Origin of the sequence: Longimicrobium sp., assembly GCA_036387335.1 — a bacterium.
Classification (GTDB): domain Bacteria; phylum Gemmatimonadota; class Gemmatimonadetes; order Longimicrobiales; family Longimicrobiaceae; genus Longimicrobium.
Map to the genome: position 1 here is coordinate 1 of DASVTZ010000235.1, position 20101 is coordinate 20101.

Consider the following 20101-nt stretch of genomic DNA (forward strand, 5'->3'; position numbering starts at 1 on the left):
CCTCGGGCCGGGAGGGGCTGGAGCTGATCCCGCAGATCCATGCCGCCGACCCCTCGCTGCCCATCGTCGTGATGACGGCGTGGGGAAGCGTGGAGAGCGCGGTCGAGGCGATGCGGCGCGGCGCGCGAGACTACGTGGAGAAGCCGTGGGACAACCAGCGCCTCCTCGCCACCCTCGCGTCGCAGGTGGAGCTGGGGCGCGCCCTGCGCCAGACGCAGCGGCTGGAACAGGAAAACCGCCGCCTGCGCAGCGACGGGCTCCCAGAGATGATCGCCGAGTCGCGCGCCATGGCCCCCGTGCTGCGCCTGATGGAGCGCGTGGGGCCCTCCGACGCGTCCGTGCTCATCACCGGCGAGCACGGCACGGGCAAGGACGTCGTCGCGCGCTGGCTCCACGCCTCGTCGCCCCGCGCCTCGCGCGCACTGGTGACGGTGAACGCGGGCGCCATCGCGGAGGGCGTGTTCGAGAGCGAGCTCTTTGGCCACGTAAAGGGCGCCTTCACCGACGCGCGCTCGGACCGGGTGGGCGCGTTCGAGCTGGCGGACGGCGGCACGCTCTTCATGGACGAGATCGGCACCATGCCGCACGACCAGCAGGCCAAGCTGCTGCGCGTGCTGCAGAGCGGAGAGCTGCAGCGCGTGGGGGCGTCGCGCACCCGCAAGGTGGATGTGCGCGTGATTTCGGCCACCAACCTGGACGTGCAGCAGGGCGTCGAAGAAGGGCGCTTCCGCGAAGACCTCCTCTTCCGCCTCAACACCGTCGAGATCCACCTCCCCCCGCTGCGCGACCGGCGCGAGGACGTGCCGCTGCTGGCGAACCACTTCCTGCGCCGCGGCGCCGCTCAGTACCGCAAGGCGCTGGAGGGCTTCACGCCCGATGCCATGAAGGCGCTCCTCTCCTACCCCTGGCCCGGCAACGTGCGCGAGCTCGAACACGCAGTGGAGCGCTCGATCTTGCTGACCGCCGGCCCGCGCGTGGGCGTGGAGGACCTGGCGCTGCGCGGCCGCGTCCCCGCCTCCGTCGCCATGGAGGAGATGTCGCTGGAGGACGCCGAGCGCCTGCTGATCCGCAAGGCGCTGGAGCGCTTCGACGGCAACGTGAGCCAGGCCGCGGAGGCGCTGGGCCTCAGCCGCAGCGCGCTGTACCGACGGCTGGAGCGCTTCGGGCTGTGAGCCCTCACCCCCGCTCGTTCCTCGCTGCCCCCTCTCCCGATAACAGGAGAGGGCTGCGCCCTCACGGTATCGAGAGAGGGGGCGGAAACCGCGGGCCGGGTTGCTCCGGGATCTCAGGTTGATGCCCCCGCGCCGGCGCCGGACGCGCCATCAGACTCAGATCTTCCTCCTCGCGCTCATGGCGGGGCTGCCGGGGGTGGCGCTTTCGGCGCTGCTGCTGTGGCGGGGCGGGTACGACAGCGGCGTGCAGTGGACGGCGGCCGTGCTGGTGGGCGGCGGCTGGCTGCTGGCCGCGTGGATGGTGCGCGAGCGGGCCATCCGCCCCCTCCAGACCCTCTCCAACCTGCTGGCGGCGCTGCGCGAGGGCGACTTCTCGCTCCGCGCCCGCGGCGCGCGCCCCGACGACGCGCTCGGGCTCGCGCTGGTGGAGGCCAACGCGCTGGGCGAGACGCTTCGCGAGCAGCGCATCGGCGCCATCGAGGCGACGGCACTCCTGCGGCGGGTGATGGCGGAGATCGACGTGGCCGTCTTCGCCATCGACGAGGGCGGGCGCGTGCGCCTCGTCAACCGCGCTGGCGAGCGCCTCCTCGACCGCCCGCCGGAGCGCATCATCGGCTTCCCCGCCGACGAGCTGGAGCTGACCGATCTGCTGGAGGGCGAGACGCCGCGCACGGTCGAGCACGAGTTCCCCGGCGGCGCGGGGCGTTGGGAGGTGCGGCGCGGGCCGTTCCGGCAGGGAGGCCGCTCGCACCAGCTCCTGGTGGTGGCGGACGTGAGCCGCGTGCTTCGCGAAGAGGAGCGGCAGGCGTGGCGGCGGCTGATCCGCGTGCTGAGCCACGAGATCAACAACTCGCTGGCGCCCATCCAGTCCATCGCCGGCACCCTGCAGGGGATGGTGGGCGAGGACGCCGTTCCCGGCGAGCTGGGCGACGACCTGCGCGGCGGCCTGGCGATCATCGCGGGGCGCTCCACCTCGCTCAGCCGCTTCATGGCCGAGTACGCCCGCCTCGCGCGCCTTCCGCCCCCCTCGCTCAGCCCCATCGACATCGGGCTGCGCGTGCGCCACACGGCGGAGCTGGAGCGGCGCCTCCCCGTGCGCGTCGTCCCCGGCGACGAGCTGCTGGTGAGCGCCGACGCCGACCAGATCGACCAGCTCCTGATCAACCTCGTCCGCAACGCCACCGATGCCGCATTGGAGACCGGCGGCGGGGTGCGCGCCGGCTGGCGGGCGGATGGGGACGGGGTGGAGGTGTGGGTGGAGGATGATGGCCCGGGCCTGGCGGACACGGCCAACCTGTTCGTCCCCTTCTTCACCACGAAGCGCAACGGCACCGGCATCGGCCTGGCCCTCAGCCGCCAGATCGCCGAGGCCCACGGCGGCACCCTGACCCTGGAGAACCGGGTGGATGCGCGGGGGTGCATCGCGCGGCTGGTGCTGCCGGGGTGAGGGGAGGCGGGCCGCGGGCCCCCTCCCCCGCTCGTTCCTCGCGGCCCCTCCCCCAAAACTGCCTGGGGGAGGGGCGGTGGCGTGCGTTCGTGCGCGGTGCGCGCGGCGGTGCCGGGTAGGGCACGGGCAGCCACGTGGGGCTGCCCCTACGGGATTGGTGTGCGGGGGCGAGACGGGGTGGTCGCGGGCGGTGGGCAGACACGCAGGTCTGCCCCTACCAGATGCGTGTGGAGGGCGGAAGGCGGAGGTGGAGGCGGGCGTGGTTTTCGCCCCCTCTCTCGATAACGGTGAGGGCGCAGCCCTCTCCTGTTATCGGGAGAGGGGGCAGCGAGGAACGAGCGGGGGTGAGGGCCCCATTGGAACCCAACGCGCGTTCCGTTGTACCGAGTGCATCGTGAGCCGCGGCCGTAAGTGCTTTGGCGGCGGGTCTTTGTGCGCTCCACAGGGGGTGAGGATGGATCGGGACTACCTGGTGCGCGCCACCGCTCTCGACGAGCGGGTGCGCGCGTTTGCATTGAACGCCACGGGGATCGTGTCCGAGCTGCGCCGGCGCCACGACACCTCGCCCGTCGTGACGGCGGCGCTGGGGCGCACGGCCATGGGCGCGCTCCTCATCGCCGCGGCCACGCTCAAGGAAGAGGAGCAGCTCCTTACCGTGGACGTGAAGGGCGACGGGCCGGCTGGGCGCATCATCGTGACCGCCAACGGGCGCGGGGAGGTGCGCGGGCTCGTGGGGAACCCCCACGCCGACGCGGACAGCGCCGGCGAGAAGCTGAACGTGGCCGGCGTGGTCGGCTCGACCGGCTTCCTCTCCGTCACCAAGCACCTGGGGATGAAGGACTCGTACCAGGGCACGGTGGAGCTCGTTTCGGGCGAGATCGGCGACGACCTCACCTATTACCTGGCGCAGAGCGAGCAGACGCCCTCCGCCGTCGGGGTGGGCGTGTTCACGCAGCAGGACACGAGCGTGGTGGCCGGCGGCTACATGATCCAGCTCCTGCCGGGGTTGTCGGAGAAGGAGATCGCGGCCATCGAGGAGAGGATCGCGGCCCTTCCGCACCCCACGCGGCTGCTGCGCGAGGGCTCGACGCCGGAGCAGATCCTGGAGCGAATCTTCCCCGAGGGCTACACGCTGGGCGACAGCCAGCCGATCCGCTTCCACTGCCCGTGCTCGCGCGAGCGCTTCGAGTCTGCCATCGTGAGCCTGGGGCAGGACGAGGTGCGGCGACTCATCGAGGAGGAAGAGGAGCCGTTCACCGAGGTCGTCTGCCACTTCTGCAACGAGGCGTACCGCTACAGCCCGCACGAGATGGAAGCCATCCTAGAAGCGGCGCGCTGAGCATCTTTACCCGGAAAAGAAAAACGGCCGGCGGGCGCATCGAGGCGCCCGCCGGCCGTCTTGCTTGCCAGCTATCTCTCGGGTGTGCCGAATCGCAGGTTCTCGGCGGTGTACACGACTCCGGCATCGTTCGCGATCGTCCCGATCTCGATGTAAGTCGGGTAGCCGCGCTCCTTGTCGTAGCGGACGACCAGGTTCTTCTCGCCATTGCGGCGCGCTTCCTCGATCCGCTCGACGAGGTCCTCGATGGTAGGCCAATCCGCGTTCGCGAGGCTCGTGAGGTCCTCCCCGCTCGGGCGCTTGAAGACGTGCGCGACCCTGCCGTCACGAACGTAGATCGTCACCGGCGCGGTCACCTGGCTTCCGCAGTAACAGATCCTCTGGAAGTCGTAGTGGTAGTCCGACCGATCCCACGCCGCGGTGGGATCGCGCGAGCACCCCGCGGCGGCCATCAGGGCGATGCAGAGCAGAACAAGCTTCAGGCGCATGGGCATCTCCATGGAACGGGTGTACGAATCTGGTCCCGCGTGGAGAACGCCTCAGGGCCAAACGGATGCACACCCGCGGCTCACGCCGCCAGCGCCTCGCGGATCTCGTCAAACGGGGGCAGCAGGCTGGGATTGCTGCTGTGCCACACGTAGTGCACCGTGCGGTCCGGGTTCACCACGAACACCGAGCGGTCGCTCACGTCGCGCAGTCCCGGCCCCAGCGGCGACTCGCGCAGCACCCCGAACGCGCGGCTCGCCTCGCGGTTGAAGTCGGAGAGGAAGAGGTAGTCCGCGCCGATCTCCTTGCGGAAGCGGTCCAGCACGAACGGCGAGTCGACGCTGATGGCCGCCACCTGCGCACCCAGGCCGTTGTAATCGGCCAGGTCGTCACGAAAGGTGCACAGCTCCTCCGTGCAGGTGCTGGTGAACGCCAGCGGAAAGAAAACCACCACCGTCGCCTGGGCGCCGTAAAGGCTACCCAGCGACACCTGCTGGTTGTCGTGCGCCGGAAGGGTCACGTCGGGTGCCTGATCGCCAATCTGAAGCGGCATGTAGCGGTTCCCTCGTACGTGTAGTGGTGTGTTGGGGCGCCGGCGCGGCGCCCCGCGTCAGTCCGGGTCCAGCAGCCGCAGCGTGGTGAGGGCCAGGCGCACGGTGTCGCGCTCCTTCTCCTCCTCCCCCGCCGGGCAGAAGTAGGTGGCGAAGCAGATCGCCCCCGGCGTCGTCGCCACGCCCACCATCCAGAAGAGCGACTCGCCGTCCTCCTCGTCCTCGCTCGTGAACTCGCACAGCGCGAGCTCGCTTCCGTCCTCCAGCGGCACGTCCTCCACCTCGTCCTCTTCCAGCTCCACGCTGCGCTCTTCCAGGAAGGCGTACAGCTCTTCGGCGGGATCGGGAAACTCGTCCGCGGAGGCTTCGAAGGCGATCAGGTGAAGCGTCCCTACGCCGTCCTCGCGCCACACCTCCACGCCGCCGTCCTCCTCGTCCGGCGCGGCGGACCAGCCCTGGGGGACCACCAGGTCGAACCTGCCATCGGGGTCCGCGAACCGCTGCGCATCGCTCATTGGGTCTCTGCTATACGGGTGTCGGGGCCGGCGCGGCGCAAGATGGGCGCCGCTCCCCTGGCAGGCAAGCCGTTCCGGTACACCGTCGTTGTCAGAAACGGACGAGGAGGGGCGTTCTTGGATTCGAACGCCCGTTCGGCATGGAAATGCCCGAATGGGACCGCAGGCGCAGCGGATGATGCGTCTCCACTCCTAGCCGGGAGGCGCTTATTCGCACCTTGAGTGTCAGTCTTGTGGCGGTCGCGGCCCTCGTGGCCAGCTTCGCGGTCGTGATCCAGCGTCAGGACGAGCCGGACCGGCTTCGCGAGCGGCGCGCCGAGCCTTCCCCGCCAGCCGTCGACCTGGAGCAGCTCCGCAACGCGGGCCTGTAAGCCGGTCACTGCCAGGAAGGCAGAAATCAGTGAGGGGCCGCTCCGGCAACGGAGCGGCCCCTACTTTGTGCAATGTGAATAGATGAAGATGATTTTCGACGCGGGGTATGTTGTCATTGAACATTCCCGAGACATAGCATGCGAAGTGCCTACGAAGCGAGGCATGGGCCGGCTTCAGCAATACGGGTGCGTTTCTCCTCTGATTACGGAACAAATGCGCGTGCAGGGTTGACCTAAACCTATGTGGGGGTTATCATTAGGGCATAAGAAAAACGCCGAAACGCACCGCCGCGACACAAAAGATCGCGCGCCCGCAACGTCCAATCAGGGAGACATTCGTTATGAAGAACAGCGAATCGAGCCGTACCCGTTCGCGTTTTCGCAACGATACCCGCGCGCTCCTCACTTCGCGCCCGGTGCAGGTTCTCCTGGTGCTCGGGGCGATGGTGGAGGGCGCGGTGATCCTGGGCCGCGACAGGGCGCCGGAGCCCGCGAAGCCGGTCACGATGCAGCAGGCTCTTCACGAGGCCATCACGCCGGTGAAGGTGGTGGAGCACAAGCGCCTCGAGAAGCTGGCCGACCTGGCCGTGAACGAGGACGCCCGCGAGGACGAGACGGTGGCCGAGGCGCAGAAGCTGGCCGAGAAGTACCGGAAGAACGGGTTCAAGGTGTCGGACCGGCTGGCGGTGCAGATCCACGAGGCGGCGGTCGAGAACGGGATCAAGCCGGAAGTGGCGTTCGGGCTGGTGAAGACGGAGAGCGGGTTCAAGACGAGCGCGACGAGCCACGTGGGCGCCATCGGCCTCACCCAGCTGATGCCGGCGACGGCGAACTGGCTCAAGCCCGGCACCACGCGCAGCGACCTGCGCGACTCGGAGACGAACCTGGAGATCGGCTTCAAGTACCTCTCCGACCTGATCGAGAAGTACGACGGAAACACCAAGCTGGCGCTGCTGGCCTACAACCGTGGCCCCGGCACCGTGGACCGCCTCCTGAAGCGCGGCCGCAACCCGGACAACGGCTACGCCGACATGGTCTACGGCCGCCGCAACGGACACCGGTGACACGGACGAAGGGGCGCCTCCCGAGCTGGGGGGCGCCCCGTTTTAGTGCGTAAGTGCGTAAGTGCGTTAGTGCGTTAGTGCGTAAGTGCGTTAGTGCGCTGAACCCAGTGCTGCCCCCCATTTTTGTCATCCTGAAGGAGCCGCCCCACAGAAGTCTGTAACATCCCACACTCCGGCGGCGACTGAAGGATCTAGCCGGCGAGGCGAGAGAACGGTGCGTGAACGCGGGCCTCTCGTCACGCGCAGTAGATCCTTCGCTTCGCGCCATAGATCAGAGCCGGGGCGAGGCCGGAGCGGCGCGTCGCTCAGGATGACAGAAAAAGGTGCGGGGCGGCCGTCATCTCGGTCGCCCCGCACTCACGCACTCACGCACTCACGCACTCACGCACTTCCGTTCACTTCGCCGAGAGCGTCGCGTTCTTCTGGATGTACTCCGACCACTCCGGCGGCACGTCCGTGTCCGGGAAGATGGCCTGGACGGGGCACTCGGGCTCGCAGGCGCCGCAGTCGATGCACTCGTCGGGGTTGATGTAGTACTGGTCGTCCGCCTCGTAGATGCAGTCGACCGGGCACACCTCGACGCAGCTTGCGTCCTTGGTGCCGATGCAGGGCTCCGCGATTACGTACGGCATATGCTCTCTTCAGCGGGTTGGAATCGTTGTCGATCGGGCCTGGCTCCGGTGCTCCGAAGCGATACGATAACCCCGCGAACCGGGGTTGTCCATACGCACTCGAACGATCGTTCGAAAATTACTTCAGGTGAGCGTCGAACCACTCCAGCGTAGCCTCCTGGGCGGTGCGCAGCGCATCGGTGGCGCCCTGGTACGGGTGCTTCGCGCCGAAGGTGTGGTCCGCCTCCTCGATCAGCAGCAGCTCCGCGTTCTCCCCCGCCATGTCCCAGAGCGTCCGCGCATCGTCCGGCGCCACCGACGTGTCCGCCTCGCCGTGCACGATCAGCCAGGGCAGTGTGAGCCGGGCCGCGGCGCGGCGGATGTCCAGCCGCTCCGTGTTCTCCTCGAGGTCGCGCAGGTAGGCCGGACCTACGGGCATCGCCTGCCCCGTGCGGGCATTGGTGATCTCCACTGAGTCGCCGTGCCGCCAGCGCCCGAGCTGCTCGTCCGTCCAGCGGTGCACGGTGGCGATGGCGTTCCACGTCACGAGCGCATCGACGCGCCCGTCCTCCGCCGCGGCCAGCACCGCCTCACCGCCGCCGCGCGAGTGCCCCAGCAGCCCCACGTGCCTGGGACGCTTCGGCAGCAGCCCCTTGCCGCGCACCGCATCCAGCACCATTCGGATCTCGTCGACGTTGCGGCTGTGCGTCTGCTGCGCAAAGAGGTCGAGCGCGCTGAAATCCACCCCGTCCGCCCCGACTCCGTTGTGCGAGAAGTCGAACGACACCACCGCGTGCCCCGCCGCCGCCAGCGAGCGCGCCACGGCCGGGAAGAACCCCCACTCGCGGAACCCCTTGAACCCGTGGCAGATCACCACCGCGCTCAGCGGCTGGGTCCCTTCCTGCACGCGAAGGTCGCCGCGCACGGGCGGCCCGCCCTCACGCGGGCGCAACTCGAAGCGGGTGCGGGTCAGTGCAGTCGTGATTTCGGGCATATGCGGCGCGCGTGGATGGTGAGTTGTGGGATGCGCGGGGGGCCCTCACCCCCGCTCGTTCCTCGCTGCCCCCTCTCCCGATAACGGGAGAGGGCTGCGCCCTCGCCGTTCTCAGGAGAGGGGGCGAAAACTGGCAAGCCCCCGAAAGCTGTACCACCCGTTATGGGAGTGTGGTGGGAGCTAGACCTGCCTCTGTCTTGCTGTTCACACTGGGATGGTGAGGGCGGAGCGCCGTAGGCGCGGAGCCCTCACCATCCCACGCCGCGGCGAACTCCGCCGGGGTCTGGTACTTCAACGAGCTGTGCGGGCGCTCGTGGTTGTGCTTCAACCGGTGCTTCTCCGTCAGCACCTGCGCCTCGATCAGCGTCCGGAACACCTCGCGGTTCAGGAACTCCGCTCGCAGCCGGCTGTTGAAGCTCTCCGAGTAGCCGTTCTCCCACGGGCTGCTCCGCTCGATGTACATCGTCTCTATCCCCGCAGCGGCGAGCCACTCCTTCACGGCTCCCGCAGTGAACTCGGAGCCGTTGTCGCTCCGGATCGCGCCTGCCTCCCCGTGGATCTGCACCAGCTCGGCGAGTACCCGCACCACGCTCTTCGCCGTCATGCTCCGCCCCACCTCGATCCGCAGGCACAGCCGCGTAAACTCGTCCACCACGCCCAGGAACTTCAACTTCCGCCCGTCGCTGGTCTCGTCGTGCACGAAGTCGTACGTCCACACGTGATTCGGGTGCTCCGCGCGCCGGACCGAGCACGCGTTCGCGCTCGTGCCTGAACGCTCCTTCTTCCGCACCGGCCGCACCACCTTCAGCCCGGCCTCCTTCCACAGCCGGTGCACCCGCTTCACGTTCACCCCCACGCCCTCCTTCCTCAGCAGCGCCCAGATGAAGCGGTAGCCGTACGCCGGGTTCTCTGCCGCGAGCTGCCTCATCCGCTCCATCAGCTCGCCGTCGCGCTCTGCCCTGCGACCGACCCACTGGGTCGACCTTGCCTGCTTCAGCGCTCTGCACGCCCGGCGCTCGGAGATTCCCAGCACCTGCTGAACGTGCGCGACCGCGGCACGCCTCCGCTCCGGGCTCAGTAGTTTCCCCGCGCCACCTCCCGCAACACGTTGATGTCCAGGGCCTGCTCCGCAACCACCTGCTTCAGCCGCCGGTTCTCTTCCTCAAGCTCCTTCAGCCGCGTCACGGTATCGATCTGCACTCCAGTGTACTCTCCGCGCCAGCGATAGAACGTCGACTCGCCAATCCCCAGGTGCCTCGCTACCTCGGGTACGCTCTTGCCCGTGCCCAACAGCGCCTCGGCCTCGCGCAGCATCCCCACGATCTGCGTCGCCGTATGCCTCGTCTTCTTCAATGAGTCCTCCTCGCCCTTCGGGCGTTGGGTGGACTCCCATTCTAAGTGGATCAATTTACGGGGGGCAGGCCAAAACGAGTGAAGTCGGCCCGATGCTGGTTCGGTTCCCGGTATACTCCCCCCTCTCTCGATAACAGAGGCGCCAGCCTCTCCTGTTATCGGGAGAGGGGGGCCGGGGGGGTGAGGGCCACCATCGGGCACCCGTCGCACGGCACCTTACGCGGGCACCCCTCGCACGGCAGCTCGCCCTCGTCCTCCGGAGCTTCGGCGGCGGCGAGGCGGGCGGCGAGGTAGCGGATGCGGCGCGGGTTGAGCGGGTCGTCGAACTCGCCCTCGCGCACGCCGCCCAGCGTGCCGGACGCGGCGGCGGCCACCATCGCGCGGAGCTGGTTCGTCTCCTCCGCCGCCATCGGCACCAGGCCGTCGATGGGGCGGCGGGGGGCGCGCTCCACCTTGAGCACCTGCCGCGCGAACGAGACGAACATCGAGCACGCCTCGGGGCAGGGGACCAGCGCGTCGCCGTGCGCCGGGCCCTCGTCGGCCATCTCCAGCGGCGTCGCCTCGTCCACCTGCCAGGCCACGCGGCGCAGGCACACGGCGTCGCCGCAGCAGGCGCGGACGGTGTTCCGCACGGCGTCCGTCTCCAGCAGCTTGACGGCGCCGTACATCCCGGTCTGCCGCGCCGCCGTCTCGCGCCAGTGCGTCACGCGCAGGGTGCCGGTGCGCCCGGCGTGCCAGTGCAGCGCGCAGGCGGGGTACAGGTAGTCGAGCGCGGTCCAGAGCGCGCGCTCGTCAAGCTCCACCAGCGCCCACCCGGCGCGCAGGTTGGGCGACGTCTTGAGGGGCCGGTGCTCCCCGTCATCCGTCACCTGCGCGATGGCGCGCGCGGCGAACGGGTCGCGCGACACCTCCAGCGCGTTCAGCGGCAGGCCGGCATCGCGGCGATGGCGGATCTCGTAGCGCCCGCCGTCCGTGGCGCGGATCAGCGCCTGGAGCAAGGCGCGCCCCTCCGCCCCCGCATCGTCCACCCATGCCGCCAGCGCCGCGCGGGCCTCCGCGATCCCGCCCGGCGCGTGCGCACCGCGCTCCTCCGGGCGGTCAGACACGAGCGTCCTCGCCGGCCAGGATCCCCTCGGGGACGTCCGCGCCGGCCTGGCGGGCGCGCTGCAGCACGATCTCCGCCACCTCGGGGAAGGTCCCCACCGGTGCCGCGTAGAAGATGGCGCGCCCATCCCTCTCCGTCACGGAGCTCACGGCCGGGCGGTTGATCCCAAGGTCGTCGGGGATGGTCTCCTGCGTGTGCCACCCCTCGGCCACGAAGAAGGGGACGAGCACCACGTCGCGCCCGCCCATCTCCTCCAGCACCTCGCCGACTTCGGGCGGCTGGTCGAGGAACCCCGTCTTCACCTCGCCGAACACGCCGGCCGCCTCCGCCTCGCGGGTCACGCGGTAGATGACCTCGGCGGAGTTGCTGTTCCGCTCCGTGCCATGGCCGATGATGATCAGCCCCGCCCGCCGCGCCTCCTCGTCGTCCATCCCGGCGCTCTCCTCCGCGCGCCGCAGGATCATGGCCGACATCGACGGGTGCGTACCCACCGGCCCGCAGTAGCGGATCGTCTTCCCCAGCTTCCGCGTGACCGAGAGGGCCGGCCCGTCCAGCCCCAGCTCGCGCGGGATCACCTCCTCGGTGAAGTACCCTTCGGAGATGAAGAGGGGAACGACGTACACGTCCTCCGACTCGACGAGGTCGAACACCTCGCGCATCGAGGGCTCTTCCTTCCAGAAGCACTCGCGCACCTCGTCGAACGCCCCTGTCCGCCGGATGGCCTCCGCGTGGCGATAGACCGGCGCGCTCGACTCCGCATTCAGGTGCGACCCGTGCCCGATGATGATCAGCGCTTGCAAATCAGCCTGCTCTTCGTGGTCCTTCCCGGACGGTTGTCCAAGATCCGTCCCAACTTGCGGGCGCCGTGTGGCGGATGCAAGCGCCCCTCCCTCGCGCGTCTCCAGGAGCGCCGCATTCCTCGAGCCCACTTCAGTGGGCTTCGCGTAGTTCCAGCCGGGGAATTCATCCCCCGGCGATGCGGCGCCGGGTGCCTACTCCGCCGCCCGCCCCCCACAGCTCTCCGCGATCGAAAGCACCTCGCTCCGCACCGTCGTGCCGGGCGTGCGTTTGCTCCCGCGCACGTTCCCCAGCATCCCCCGCTCCCAACGCTCCCCGAAGAGGCGCAGGGTGCGCGCATCGTCCACCACCGCGTCGATCTGGAGCCAGGTGCGCCGCGTCTCGCTGAGGGCACCGGTGACGTCCCGCTCCAGCCGAATTTGGTTCTGAGGAAGACCTTCGGACGTGGCGGCGTACCCCAGGGCGCGCGCGGTCCGCTCCACGCACTCCAGCGCATCCATCGACGCCGGCGCGGTGGCGTAGACGGTGTGGCGCGAAGCGGTCACGGAGCAGGCGGCGAGGAGCAGAACGGGCACGAACAGGGCGGCGCGGGTCATGGAGGACTCCAGAGGCGGGGGAAGCGGCTGCGATAATCTGTGGGACGCCCGGCCCGGCGGATCTTGCACAGTTACGACCCTCGCGACTTCTTTACGACGAGCCGCGGCGTCGCCCCTCTTGATTTCCGGCCCCGGCCCCGGCCCCGAACGTGCTCGTCCTCGGAGATCTGCCTCGCGCGTTCGGCCGCTGCTAGGAGCGAATCGGCGTTGGGCAGTCCGAGGTCCGCGAAGACGTTGTCGCTCCCTTCGATCACCTCCACCCCATTGATGACCCGGCGGGTGAGCTCGTTCCGCTCCATGATCCCTCGTGTGGTAAACGGTGCTCGGAGTTCGCCTGCTGCCGCCTACGAGCCCAGCGACTGCTTCACCAGCAGGTCGTGGGTCGCCTTCTGGGCGGGCGAGAGCTTGACGGGGATGCCGACGATGATCGCGGGCTGCGAGGGGGCGTCGGGGAGGTGCAGGACGAGGTGATCGGGGGGGACGGGGCGAGCGTACTCGGAGGCGCGGCCCGTGGGGTCGATCTGGACGGTGCGGCCTTTCGCGGCCAGCGTGGCGAGGACGCGTCCGTACTCCAGCCACTCCGCGCGCGGGTCCGAGTCCTCCGCGGCGACGGCGGGGATCAGCTGCTCCTCGAAGTAGGCGCGCGCCCGGCGAAAGGCATCGGGGTCTGAGTCCCGGAGCGCCACCATCTGCTTGCGGTAGAACTCGCGCGGGTCGCGGGCGCCGGCCTGCTGCAGGGCGCTCTCGAAGCGGGCGTCGGCGCGGGCGCGGAGGTCGGGCGGTGCGGGCATCGGCGGCTCGGTGGCGGTGGACGCGGGCCGGGAAGCTACCCCGCCACGGCCCCACGCGCCACGGTACGCCGCCCCCGCATCTCCATCACCATCGCCCCCAGCAGGCACAACCCTCCCGCGAGCCCCGCGGCAAGGCACACCGGCACCCACTTCCACGGAAAGTAGCCGCGCGTCGCCAGCACCACGCACAGGCCACTGAGCGTCAGCATGGTGTACGCGACGCGCTCCAGCACCCGCGCACGTGGCGACAGCTCGGCGGTGGGCTCGGGCGCCGCCGGGGGCCAGAGGAGCGGCTTGAAGCGGTGGTAGTCCCAGCAGAGCAGGTAGGTGCAGGCCAGCAGCATCAGCCCCGTCACCACCCAGGTGCCGGTGAAGTGCATCGACAACGTGATAGCGAAGATGTTGAGGATGATGGGGAAGAAGACGAGCGCCCCCAGCGTCGCGGTGCGCCGGTGCAGCAGGAGGAGCGCCCCGAAGAGCTGCGCCCAGCCGATGAAGTTCCAGTACGCGCCCGTGCGGTACATCGCCTCGAAGAAGAAGCCGATCGGACGGTCGATGGGGATCTGCGTGAAGCGCTCCCCCTGGATCTTGGTCAGCGCGGGGGCGATGAAGCCGATCGCCAGCAGGATGCGCGTGCACACGGTGAAGCGCCGGAGAACCGGGTTGGCGCGCACGCGGGCGTGCAGCCGGTCCAGCCCCCGTTCGAGGCGGGCGAGTGAGGATGAAGCCATGATGTGTCTCGGATGGGGTACGGTGGTGCGAGCGCAGGGTGGTACGGGACCGACGGCGCGCGGTTTCGCGCAGTGTCGGTCGGTGGGCCGAAAGGTGCGCGTCTCCGGTGCGGGGAACGGAACTTGTAGCACCGTCGCGCCTTCATCCACATCCAGGAGGTCGCATGGTTGAGCCGATTCCGTTCCCCCGCACTGGCGACGACGGCGGAGGTGGCGCGTCGGACACGCTGGAGCTCTCGTGGGAGCTGTTCGGCGAGCTCTGTCGCGCGCTGGCCATCCGCGTGGCGCACGAGTACGAACCGGACCTGGTGATCGGCATCGCTACGGCGGGCGTGATCCCGGCCGCGACCGTCGCGGGGATCCTGCAGGTGGAGTTCGAGTCGATGAAGATCTCGCGGCGCGACGGGAGCGCGGTGGCCCGTCCGGCGCCGATGGTCCTATCCTCGGCGCCGCCGCGTGCGCGTGGACGGCGCGTGCTGATCGTGGACGAGCTCACCACCAGCGGCGACACGCTGCGGCTGGCGCTCGCCGCCGTGCGCGAGGTGGGGCCGGCCGAGGTGCGCACCGCCACCTCCTTCGTGCGCCCCGGCGGCTACCGTCCCGACTTTTTCGCCCTGGAGACGCCCGCGCTCATCGTCTTCCCCTGGGACCGCCAGGTGATCGAGCGCGGCGAGCTGGTGACCCCGTCCATCTACACGGGCCCGATCCTCCACGCCTAACGCGTGTTGGGGCAGTCGCGCTCCGCCGTCTTCCGCATCTCCACCAGCTCGACGACGTGGAATTCGCGGTCGTTGCCGCCCATGGGGCCGTAGCGGCCCGGCGGCCCCACGGTGCCGCGGAGGCGCGCGAACACGGGCTCGTACATCGCGTCGGCGAGCGAGTCGTAGCGCGCGTACATCTCGGCCGTGAGGAGGGGGAGCCAGTTTTCCGCCGACTGGCAGGGGCGGAAGGAAGCCGTCTCAAAGCCGAACGTGAGCCGGCCTTCCACCACGACATCGTCCGCATGACTCACGTCGCGGCACCCCGCCGCGAACACCAGCGCACACACGAGCAGACGCTTCATTGCCTCACCTCCTGGAGTGGTCGAATGCGGCGCGCATCACGACCGCCGCTCCGCATCAACGTCCACGCGCCCCGCATGTGACACCCGCGCCATGAAGACCCTCCGCCGCGCCCGCATCCTCCTGGGATCCCTGGCTCTCTCCGCATGCGCCACGGCGGGGACCCGCGCGTCCGCCGGGCAGCTCGTCCGCGACACCGTGGATGCGCCGTCGCTTGCGGGCAACCGGCTGGGCGACCCCGCGCGGCGCGAGGCGCTGGTGTACCTGCCGCCGGGCTACTCGACCAGCGGCCGCCGCTACCCCACGCTGTACGTGCTGCACGGCTTCGACGCGCCGCTCCAGGCGTTCGAGACGGGCCGGGTCCCCATCCGCCTGCTGATGGACTCGCTGATCGCGGCGGGGCGCGCGCGTCCGATGATCGTGGTCGTTCCCGATGCGCGGAACGCGTACGGCGGCGCCTTCTACACCAACTCGCCCGTCGCGGGGAATTGGGCGGACTTCGTCGCGCGCGACCTGGTGGCGCACGTGGACCGGCGCTACCGCACCCTCCCGCGCGCCGCCTCGCGCGGGATCGAGGGGCACTCGATGGGTGGCTTCGGCGCGCTGACGCTGGCGGCGCGCCACCCCGACGTCTTCGGCGCGGTGTACGCGGCCTCGCCCTGCTGCTTCGGCCCGCGCATGATGGACGACCTGGCGCCCTTCTGGCCCGCCGCGCTCTCGCTCGCCGACCGCGATGCGGTGAGCGCGGCCGGCTTCCAGGCGCGCCTGATCCTGGGCCTCGCCACCGCCGTCACGCCCGCGCCGGAGCGCGCGCCGCTCTTCGTGGATCTCCCTTTCCGCCGCGGTGCGGATGGCGCCCTGATCCGCGACGAGCCCGCCTACTCCCGCTGGACCGCCCTCACCCCGTCAACCCTCGTGCGCGAGAACGCCGAGGGCCTGCGCCGGCTGCGGGGCATCCGCTTCGACGTAGGCACCTCGGACCCCTTCACCCACATCCTCCCCAACCTGCGCGAGCTCTCCGCCGCGCTGGACTCCGCCGGCATCCGCCACACCTTTCAGCCCTACCCCGGTGACCACGTCAGCGCCCTCCGCCCCCGCTTTGCTAGTCAGGTCGTGCCATTCTTCTCGGAGGTGCTGAACGCTTCGTTCTAGTCCCTGTTGGGCGGTCCGGGGTATTCAGTGGCAGCGCCACCTGCGCGGCGCAGGGCGAGCGAAGCTGACGGCCTGAGTGGACGATGGGCCAACGGAGAGTGCATGAAAGACACGCTGACACCCTCGAACCTCGCGCTTTTCGCCCTGTTCGTGCTGCCCGGGCTGATCTCCATGGCCGTGTACCGGCTCCGGATGCCCGCCCGGTTGAACGATTGGGGGAGTGCGCTGGTCCAGGGACTCTTCTACAGCTCGCTGAACTACGTACTGTTGCTCCCGGCCATCATTCTCATCCACCGGAATGGCTATTCGGAGATCCATCCGGCGCGGTACTGGGGGGCGGTTCTCCTGATCGTGTTCCTGGCGCCCGCCATCTGGCCCATTCTCCTGACCTGGGTGTACAGACAGCACTGGATCAACAAGCTGATACGGGTGCCGTATCCTACGACATGGGATATGTGTTCCGGGCACGTGAGGCCGAATTCGTCCTGCTTCGCCTCACGGATGGCCGCTTCGTCGGCGGGTATTAGGGCCCGGGTCTTACGCCGGTGCACACCCGAACGAGGGTGACATCTTCATTTCCGCGGCTTATCATGTAGACGAGAACGGAAAGTTGGGACAGCCGGTCCCTGATTCGGCCGGTCTGCACATCTGGAAGGACTCGTATACGTCGATCGAGTTCTTTAAGGTCTCTGCATTGCAGGACCCGCCGCTGAACTTCGACCAATAGGAGGGGACGATGCCAGATGAAAGCGCGGCTTCCGGCGGAAAAGAGACCTCCAAACCCCAGCGCCCACCGCCACGGGAACAGGGATACCGGTACCCGGCGCTCGGGGGCTACACCCCCGTCGGTGACGTACCACCCGTGCTTCCCCCTCCTCCGCGAGGTGGCAGCGGGATCAGCCCCGCGCCACGGGAATCCAGGAAGTAGCGCCAGGTCAGTACCGGGATACCCAAACATGCACACAACCGCGAGTTGGCGGCAGCGCAAAGCAGAGGGCAGGTCTCCCCTGGGGAGACCGGCCCTCGCCACATCCATGACGCACCTCCGCCTCAGCCGCGCGCCATCGAATCCAGGAAGTCCTTGTTCGCCTTGGTCTTCTTCATCCGCGTGAGGAGGAAGTCGATCGACTCTGCGGGCGCCATGTCCGAGAGGAAGTTGCGCAGCAGGTAGACGCGCGTGAGCTCCAGCTCGCTGAGAAGGAGGTCTTCGCGGCGCGTGCCCGAGCGGTTGATGTCGATCGCCGGGAAGATGCGCTTGTCCGCGATGTGGCGGTCGAGCACCAGCTCCATGTTGCCGGTCCCCTTGAACTCCTCAAAGATCACCTCGTCCATCCGGCTCCCCGTCTCCACCAGCGCCGTGGCGACGATGGTGAGCGAGCCGCCCTCCTCGATGTTGCGCGCCGCGCCGAAGAAGCGCTTCGGCTTGTGCAGCGCGTTGGCGTCCACACCACCGGAGAGGATCTTTCCGGAGTGCGGCACCGTCACGTTGTAGGCGCGGGCCAGGCGGGTGATGGAGTCCAGCAGGATCACCACGTCGCGGCCGTGCTCCACCAGGCGCTTGGCCTTCTCCAGCACCATCTCCGCCACCTGCGTGTGCCGGTCGGCCGGCTCGTCGAAGGTGGACGAGATCACCTCGGCGCGGACGTTCTCCTGCATGTCCGTCACCTCCTCGGGCCGCTCGTCGATCAGCAGGACGATGAGGTGCACCTCGGGGTGGTTCTCGGTGATGGCGTTGGCCATCTTCTGCATCAGGATCGTCTTGCCGGCCTTGGGCGGCGCCACGATCAGCCCGCGCTGCCCCTTGCCCAGCGGCGCGATCAGGTCCATCACGCGCATCGACAGGTCGCCCGTGGGGGCTTCCAGCTTCACGCGCTGGTCCGGATAGCGGGGGCGCAGGTTGTCGAAGGCGATGCGGTGCTTCGCCTTGTCCGGCTCGTCGCCGTTGACGCGCTCCACCTTGAGGAGCGCCAGGTACCGCTCGCCCTCCTTGGGCGGGCGCACCTGCCCCAGCACCGTGTCGCCGGTGCGCAGGTCGAAGCGCTTGATCTGGCTGGGCGAGACGTAGATGTCGTCCGGCCCGTACAGGTAGTTCCAGTCCTGCGAGCGGAGGAAGCCGTACCCTTCCGGCAGAACCTCCAGCACGCCCTCGCCGCGCAGCACGACCTCGGAGTCCAGCAGGTTCTGCTCGATGCGGTAGATAAGGTCCTGCTTGCGGAGCCCCGAGTAGTTCGAGATGTTGAGGCCTTCGGCCATCTCGTGCAGCTCGGCGATGCTCTTGGATTTTATGGTAGTGATGTCCACGTGGGTCTCCGAATGCGTCAGCGCGTCCCGCGGGTCAGGGGGTGCGATCCCGCCCGATCCGCTGGATGGTCTTCTGAGGGGTCTGGGCGGGGAGCAAGGAAGAGGGCGGAATGCGCCCGAGACTTGCCTGATGATCTATGGGGGTCAGTGGCCCCAACCTAACGCCCGCTATTTCCACGGTCAAGTGTGCCGTTTACCCCTCTGACGGAGCTCTTCGCGTCCGTCCGGGTGGTGCGGATCGGCGACCGCGAGGTCGTCTTCGGCCTCCTGATACCCGGTGTGGCCCCGGACGGTCCAGCCGTGCGCCGCATGCTGGAGGGGTGGCCCGGCTCGCACTGGGCCTCGCCCGCCGGCGACGGCTGGGAGATCGCCCTGGAGGTCCGCACCCGCCCGCCGCGCCGCGAGCGGTGGCTTCTGCACGCCGTCCTGCTGCTGGCGGCCCTCTTCAGCGCCACCGTCTCCGGCGCGCTGATCGCCGGCCGCGATCCGCTGGGGCTGGCGGAGCGGGTGGTGCTCGGAGTGGCGCTCCCCGTGCCCACCGGGCTCCACGCCGCCGCGCTCCTGCCCGGACTCCTCTTCTCTATCCCGTTGATGGGCGTGCTGCTCGGGCACGAAATGGGCCACTACGTCGCGGCCAGGCGTCACAACCTGGACGCCTCGCCGCCGTACTTCATCCCCGCGCCCTTTTTCCTGAGCCTGATCGGCACGCTGGGCGCCTTTATCCGCCTGCGCTCGCCCATGCTTCACCGGCGGATGCTGATGAACGTGGGCGCGGCGGGTCCGCTGGCGGGGCTCGTTCTCGCGCTGCCGGTGGCCGCCGTGGGGCTCGCGCTGAGCGAGCCGATGGGCTCGATGCCGCACCTCCCCAGCCATCTCAACCTGGCCCCGTTCTACGGTGTCCCGCTGAGCCTGGGAGACTCGCTTCTATGGCTGGCTCTCCGCGCCGTCTTCGCGCCGGACGCCGGCGTCCTGATCCTCCACCCGATGGCGGTGGCGGGATGGGTGGGGCTCTTCTTCACCGCGATGAACCTCCTCCCCGTCGCCCAGCTCGACGGCGGCCACATCGTCTACGCCCTCCTCGGCACCCGGCGGCAGCTCGCCGTCGCGACAGTCTTCTTCGCCTCGCTGCTCGTGCTGGGGTGGTGGTGGCCGGGATGGTGGTTCTGGGCCCTGCTCGTCCTCCTGATCGGCCGCGGCCGCCTGTCGCACCCGCCCGTCCTCGACACTCGCCTTCCCCTTACCCGTGGCCAACGCGTGGCGGGGTGGGCGTGCGTCGTGTTCTTTGTGCTGGCGTTCGTGCCGATGCCGGTTACGTGAGGATTGCATGAGTTCACGGAATGTCATCCTGAGAGAGCCGCCGCCGCGTACTGGGCGGCGCACTGTACATTCCTGTGGCGAACGAAGGATCTAGCCGGCGAGGAGCGAGGCCCGGTCTTCGCCGCGGGCCCGTCGTAACGCGCAGTAGATCCTTCACTCCGCGCCTTAGGACAGAGCGCGGGACAGGACTGAGAGGCGCGTCGCTCAGGATGACAGAAAAGGGGGGCGTGCTCCTAGCCCATTCGGTCCCCCTTCTCACTCCTCGGGCGGCGTCGAGACGCACTAACGCACTCACGCACTCACGCACTAATCCCCTCCCCACACACCCATTCTTGACAAACCCTCA

The 20101-nt window shown here is 69.2% G+C and carries 23 protein-coding genes; 9 read left to right on the forward strand and 14 right to left on the reverse strand.

Features of this window, described 5'->3' with window-relative positions; genetic code table 11:
* From VF647_23890 to hslO, 3 genes are all read left to right on the forward strand, one after another.
* On the forward strand, positions 1-1172 hold a 1172-nt coding region (locus VF647_23890; protein ID HEX8455142.1), incomplete at its 5' end, for a sigma-54 dependent transcriptional regulator.
* 121 nt (positions 1173-1293) lie between these two features.
* Complete coding sequence (locus VF647_23895) at positions 1294-2619, forward strand: ATP-binding protein (GenBank protein ID HEX8455143.1); 1326 nt, start codon at positions 1294-1296, stop codon at positions 2617-2619.
* Positions 2620-3073: 454 nt separating this feature from the next.
* Positions 3074-3958: an Hsp33 family molecular chaperone HslO gene (hslO, locus tag VF647_23900; protein HEX8455144.1), complete on the forward strand. Its 885-nt coding sequence runs from the start codon at positions 3074-3076 to the stop codon at positions 3956-3958.
* A gap of 71 nt (positions 3959-4029) precedes the next feature.
* Here the strand turns inward: hslO and VF647_23905 are convergent, their stop codons facing one another.
* The 3 genes from VF647_23905 to VF647_23915 form a co-directional block, all read right to left on the reverse strand.
* The gene (locus VF647_23905) at positions 4030-4446 is read right to left on the reverse strand and encodes a DUF6174 domain-containing protein (protein HEX8455145.1); all 417 of its coding nucleotides are present in this window, start codon (positions 4444-4446) and stop codon (positions 4030-4032) included.
* A gap of 80 nt (positions 4447-4526) precedes the next feature.
* Positions 4527-4997 (reverse strand): peroxiredoxin, encoded by a 471-nt coding sequence (locus tag VF647_23910; protein ID HEX8455146.1) that lies wholly within the window; start codon positions 4995-4997, stop codon positions 4527-4529.
* Positions 4998-5054: 57 nt separating this feature from the next.
* Positions 5055-5510: a hypothetical protein gene (locus VF647_23915; protein ID HEX8455147.1), complete on the reverse strand. Its 456-nt coding sequence runs from the start codon at positions 5508-5510 to the stop codon at positions 5055-5057.
* 218 nt (positions 5511-5728) lie between these two features.
* Here VF647_23915 and VF647_23920 point away from each other — a divergent pair, with 218 nt between their 5' ends.
* Complete coding sequence (locus VF647_23920) at positions 5729-5881, forward strand: hypothetical protein (protein ID HEX8455148.1); 153 nt, start codon at positions 5729-5731, stop codon at positions 5879-5881.
* Between the two features lie 341 nt (positions 5882-6222).
* On the forward strand, positions 6223-6945 hold the full coding sequence (locus tag VF647_23925) for a lytic transglycosylase domain-containing protein (protein HEX8455149.1): 723 nt from the start codon (positions 6223-6225) through the stop codon (positions 6943-6945).
* 395 nt (positions 6946-7340) lie between these two features.
* Here VF647_23925 and VF647_23930 read toward each other — a convergent pair whose 3' ends face one another.
* From VF647_23930 to VF647_23970, 9 genes are all read right to left on the reverse strand, one after another.
* Positions 7341-7577, reverse strand: a complete 237-nt coding sequence (locus VF647_23930) for a ferredoxin family protein (GenBank protein ID HEX8455150.1) — start codon at positions 7575-7577, stop codon at positions 7341-7343.
* A gap of 118 nt (positions 7578-7695) precedes the next feature.
* Positions 7696-8550: an alpha/beta fold hydrolase gene (locus VF647_23935; GenBank protein ID HEX8455151.1), complete on the reverse strand. Its 855-nt coding sequence runs from the start codon at positions 8548-8550 to the stop codon at positions 7696-7698.
* Between the two features lie 160 nt (positions 8551-8710).
* Positions 8711-9903, reverse strand: a protein-coding gene (locus VF647_23940) for an IS3 family transposase (protein ID HEX8455152.1) whose coding sequence is annotated in 2 segments (ribosomal slippage) — positions 8711-9639 and positions 9639-9903 — 1194 coding nt in all. Because the reading frame shifts where the segments join, the coding sequence is not laid out codon by codon here.
* 155 nt (positions 9904-10058) lie between these two features.
* Positions 10059-11009: a DR2241 family protein gene (locus tag VF647_23945; GenBank protein HEX8455153.1), complete on the reverse strand. Its 951-nt coding sequence runs from the start codon at positions 11007-11009 to the stop codon at positions 10059-10061.
* Entirely contained in the window at positions 11002-11808 is an 807-nt protein-coding gene (locus VF647_23950) for a CbiX/SirB N-terminal domain-containing protein (protein ID HEX8455154.1), read from the reverse strand. Before VF647_23950 ends, VF647_23945 begins: the two co-directional genes overlap by 8 nt.
* Before the next feature lie 192 nt (positions 11809-12000).
* A complete protein-coding gene (locus tag VF647_23955) occupies positions 12001-12402 on the reverse strand; it encodes a hypothetical protein (GenBank protein HEX8455155.1) in 402 nt (133 codons plus the stop codon).
* Between the two features lie 71 nt (positions 12403-12473).
* Entirely contained in the window at positions 12474-12701 is a 228-nt protein-coding gene (locus VF647_23960; GenBank protein HEX8455156.1) for a hypothetical protein, read from the reverse strand.
* A gap of 45 nt (positions 12702-12746) precedes the next feature.
* The gene (locus VF647_23965) at positions 12747-13193 is read right to left on the reverse strand and encodes a hypothetical protein (GenBank protein HEX8455157.1); all 447 of its coding nucleotides are present in this window, start codon (positions 13191-13193) and stop codon (positions 12747-12749) included.
* A 35-nt stretch (positions 13194-13228) separates the two neighbouring features.
* The gene (locus VF647_23970; protein ID HEX8455158.1) at positions 13229-13924 is read right to left on the reverse strand and encodes a hypothetical protein; all 696 of its coding nucleotides are present in this window, start codon (positions 13922-13924) and stop codon (positions 13229-13231) included.
* Positions 13925-14088: 164 nt separating this feature from the next.
* Here VF647_23970 and VF647_23975 point away from each other — a divergent pair, with 164 nt between their 5' ends.
* Positions 14089-14643 carry a phosphoribosyltransferase family protein gene (locus VF647_23975; protein ID HEX8455159.1) on the forward strand — a complete coding sequence of 185 codons (555 nt, stop codon included), beginning with the start codon at positions 14089-14091 and terminating at the stop codon, positions 14641-14643.
* Here the strand turns inward: VF647_23975 and VF647_23980 are convergent.
* The gene (locus VF647_23980) at positions 14640-14987 is read right to left on the reverse strand and encodes a hypothetical protein (protein ID HEX8455160.1); all 348 of its coding nucleotides are present in this window, start codon (positions 14985-14987) and stop codon (positions 14640-14642) included. The genes VF647_23975 and VF647_23980 overlap by 4 nt on opposite strands.
* Positions 14988-15078: 91 nt before the next feature.
* Between VF647_23980 and VF647_23985 the strand changes: the two genes are divergently transcribed.
* The gene (locus tag VF647_23985; GenBank protein ID HEX8455161.1) at positions 15079-16137 is read left to right on the forward strand and encodes an alpha/beta hydrolase-fold protein; all 1059 of its coding nucleotides are present in this window, start codon (positions 15079-15081) and stop codon (positions 16135-16137) included.
* 102 nt (positions 16138-16239) lie between these two features.
* On the forward strand, positions 16240-16704 hold the full coding sequence (locus VF647_23990) for a DUF6338 family protein (protein ID HEX8455162.1): 465 nt from the start codon (positions 16240-16242) through the stop codon (positions 16702-16704).
* Between the two features lie 483 nt (positions 16705-17187).
* On the opposite strand, the gene rho is transcribed toward VF647_23990, so the two are convergent.
* The gene (gene rho, locus VF647_23995) at positions 17188-18438 is read right to left on the reverse strand and encodes a transcription termination factor Rho (protein HEX8455163.1); all 1251 of its coding nucleotides are present in this window, start codon (positions 18436-18438) and stop codon (positions 17188-17190) included.
* 186 nt (positions 18439-18624) lie between these two features.
* Here rho and VF647_24000 point away from each other — a divergent pair, with 186 nt between their 5' ends.
* Entirely contained in the window at positions 18625-19755 is a 1131-nt protein-coding gene (locus VF647_24000; GenBank protein HEX8455164.1) for a site-2 protease family protein, read from the forward strand.
* The last annotated feature ends 346 nt before the right edge of the window (positions 19756-20101 follow it).

Excerpts from the sequence above, each read along its gene's own strand:
- VF647_23895 (HEX8455143.1), top strand. The coding sequence starts at position 1,294 with ATGCCCCCGCGCCGGCGCCGGACGCGCCATCAGACTCAGATCTTCCTC.
- hslO (HEX8455144.1), top strand. The coding sequence starts at position 3,074 with ATGGATCGGGACTACCTGGTGCGCGCCACCGCTCTCGACGAGCGGGTG.
- VF647_23905 (HEX8455145.1), bottom strand. The coding sequence starts at position 4,446 with ATGCGCCTGAAGCTTGTTCTGCTCTGCATCGCCCTGATGGCCGCCGCG.
- VF647_23910 (HEX8455146.1), bottom strand. The coding sequence starts at position 4,997 with ATGCCGCTTCAGATTGGCGATCAGGCACCCGACGTGACCCTTCCGGCG.
- VF647_23915 (HEX8455147.1), bottom strand. The coding sequence starts at position 5,510 with ATGAGCGATGCGCAGCGGTTCGCGGACCCCGATGGCAGGTTCGACCTG.
- VF647_23925 (HEX8455149.1), top strand. The coding sequence starts at position 6,223 with ATGAAGAACAGCGAATCGAGCCGTACCCGTTCGCGTTTTCGCAACGAT.
- VF647_23930 (HEX8455150.1), bottom strand. The coding sequence starts at position 7,577 with ATGCCGTACGTAATCGCGGAGCCCTGCATCGGCACCAAGGACGCAAGC.
- VF647_23935 (HEX8455151.1), bottom strand. The coding sequence starts at position 8,550 with ATGCCCGAAATCACGACTGCACTGACCCGCACCCGCTTCGAGTTGCGC.
- VF647_23955 (HEX8455155.1), bottom strand. The coding sequence starts at position 12,402 with ATGACCCGCGCCGCCCTGTTCGTGCCCGTTCTGCTCCTCGCCGCCTGC.
- VF647_23960 (HEX8455156.1), bottom strand. The coding sequence starts at position 12,701 with ATGGAGCGGAACGAGCTCACCCGCCGGGTCATCAATGGGGTGGAGGTG.
- VF647_23965 (HEX8455157.1), bottom strand. The coding sequence starts at position 13,193 with ATGCCCGCACCGCCCGACCTCCGCGCCCGCGCCGACGCCCGCTTCGAG.
- VF647_23970 (HEX8455158.1), bottom strand. The coding sequence starts at position 13,924 with ATGGCTTCATCCTCACTCGCCCGCCTCGAACGGGGGCTGGACCGGCTG.
- VF647_23975 (HEX8455159.1), top strand. The coding sequence starts at position 14,089 with ATGGTTGAGCCGATTCCGTTCCCCCGCACTGGCGACGACGGCGGAGGT.
- VF647_23980 (HEX8455160.1), bottom strand. The coding sequence starts at position 14,987 with ATGAAGCGTCTGCTCGTGTGTGCGCTGGTGTTCGCGGCGGGGTGCCGC.
- VF647_23985 (HEX8455161.1), top strand. The coding sequence starts at position 15,079 with ATGAAGACCCTCCGCCGCGCCCGCATCCTCCTGGGATCCCTGGCTCTC.
- VF647_23990 (HEX8455162.1), top strand. The coding sequence starts at position 16,240 with ATGAAAGACACGCTGACACCCTCGAACCTCGCGCTTTTCGCCCTGTTC.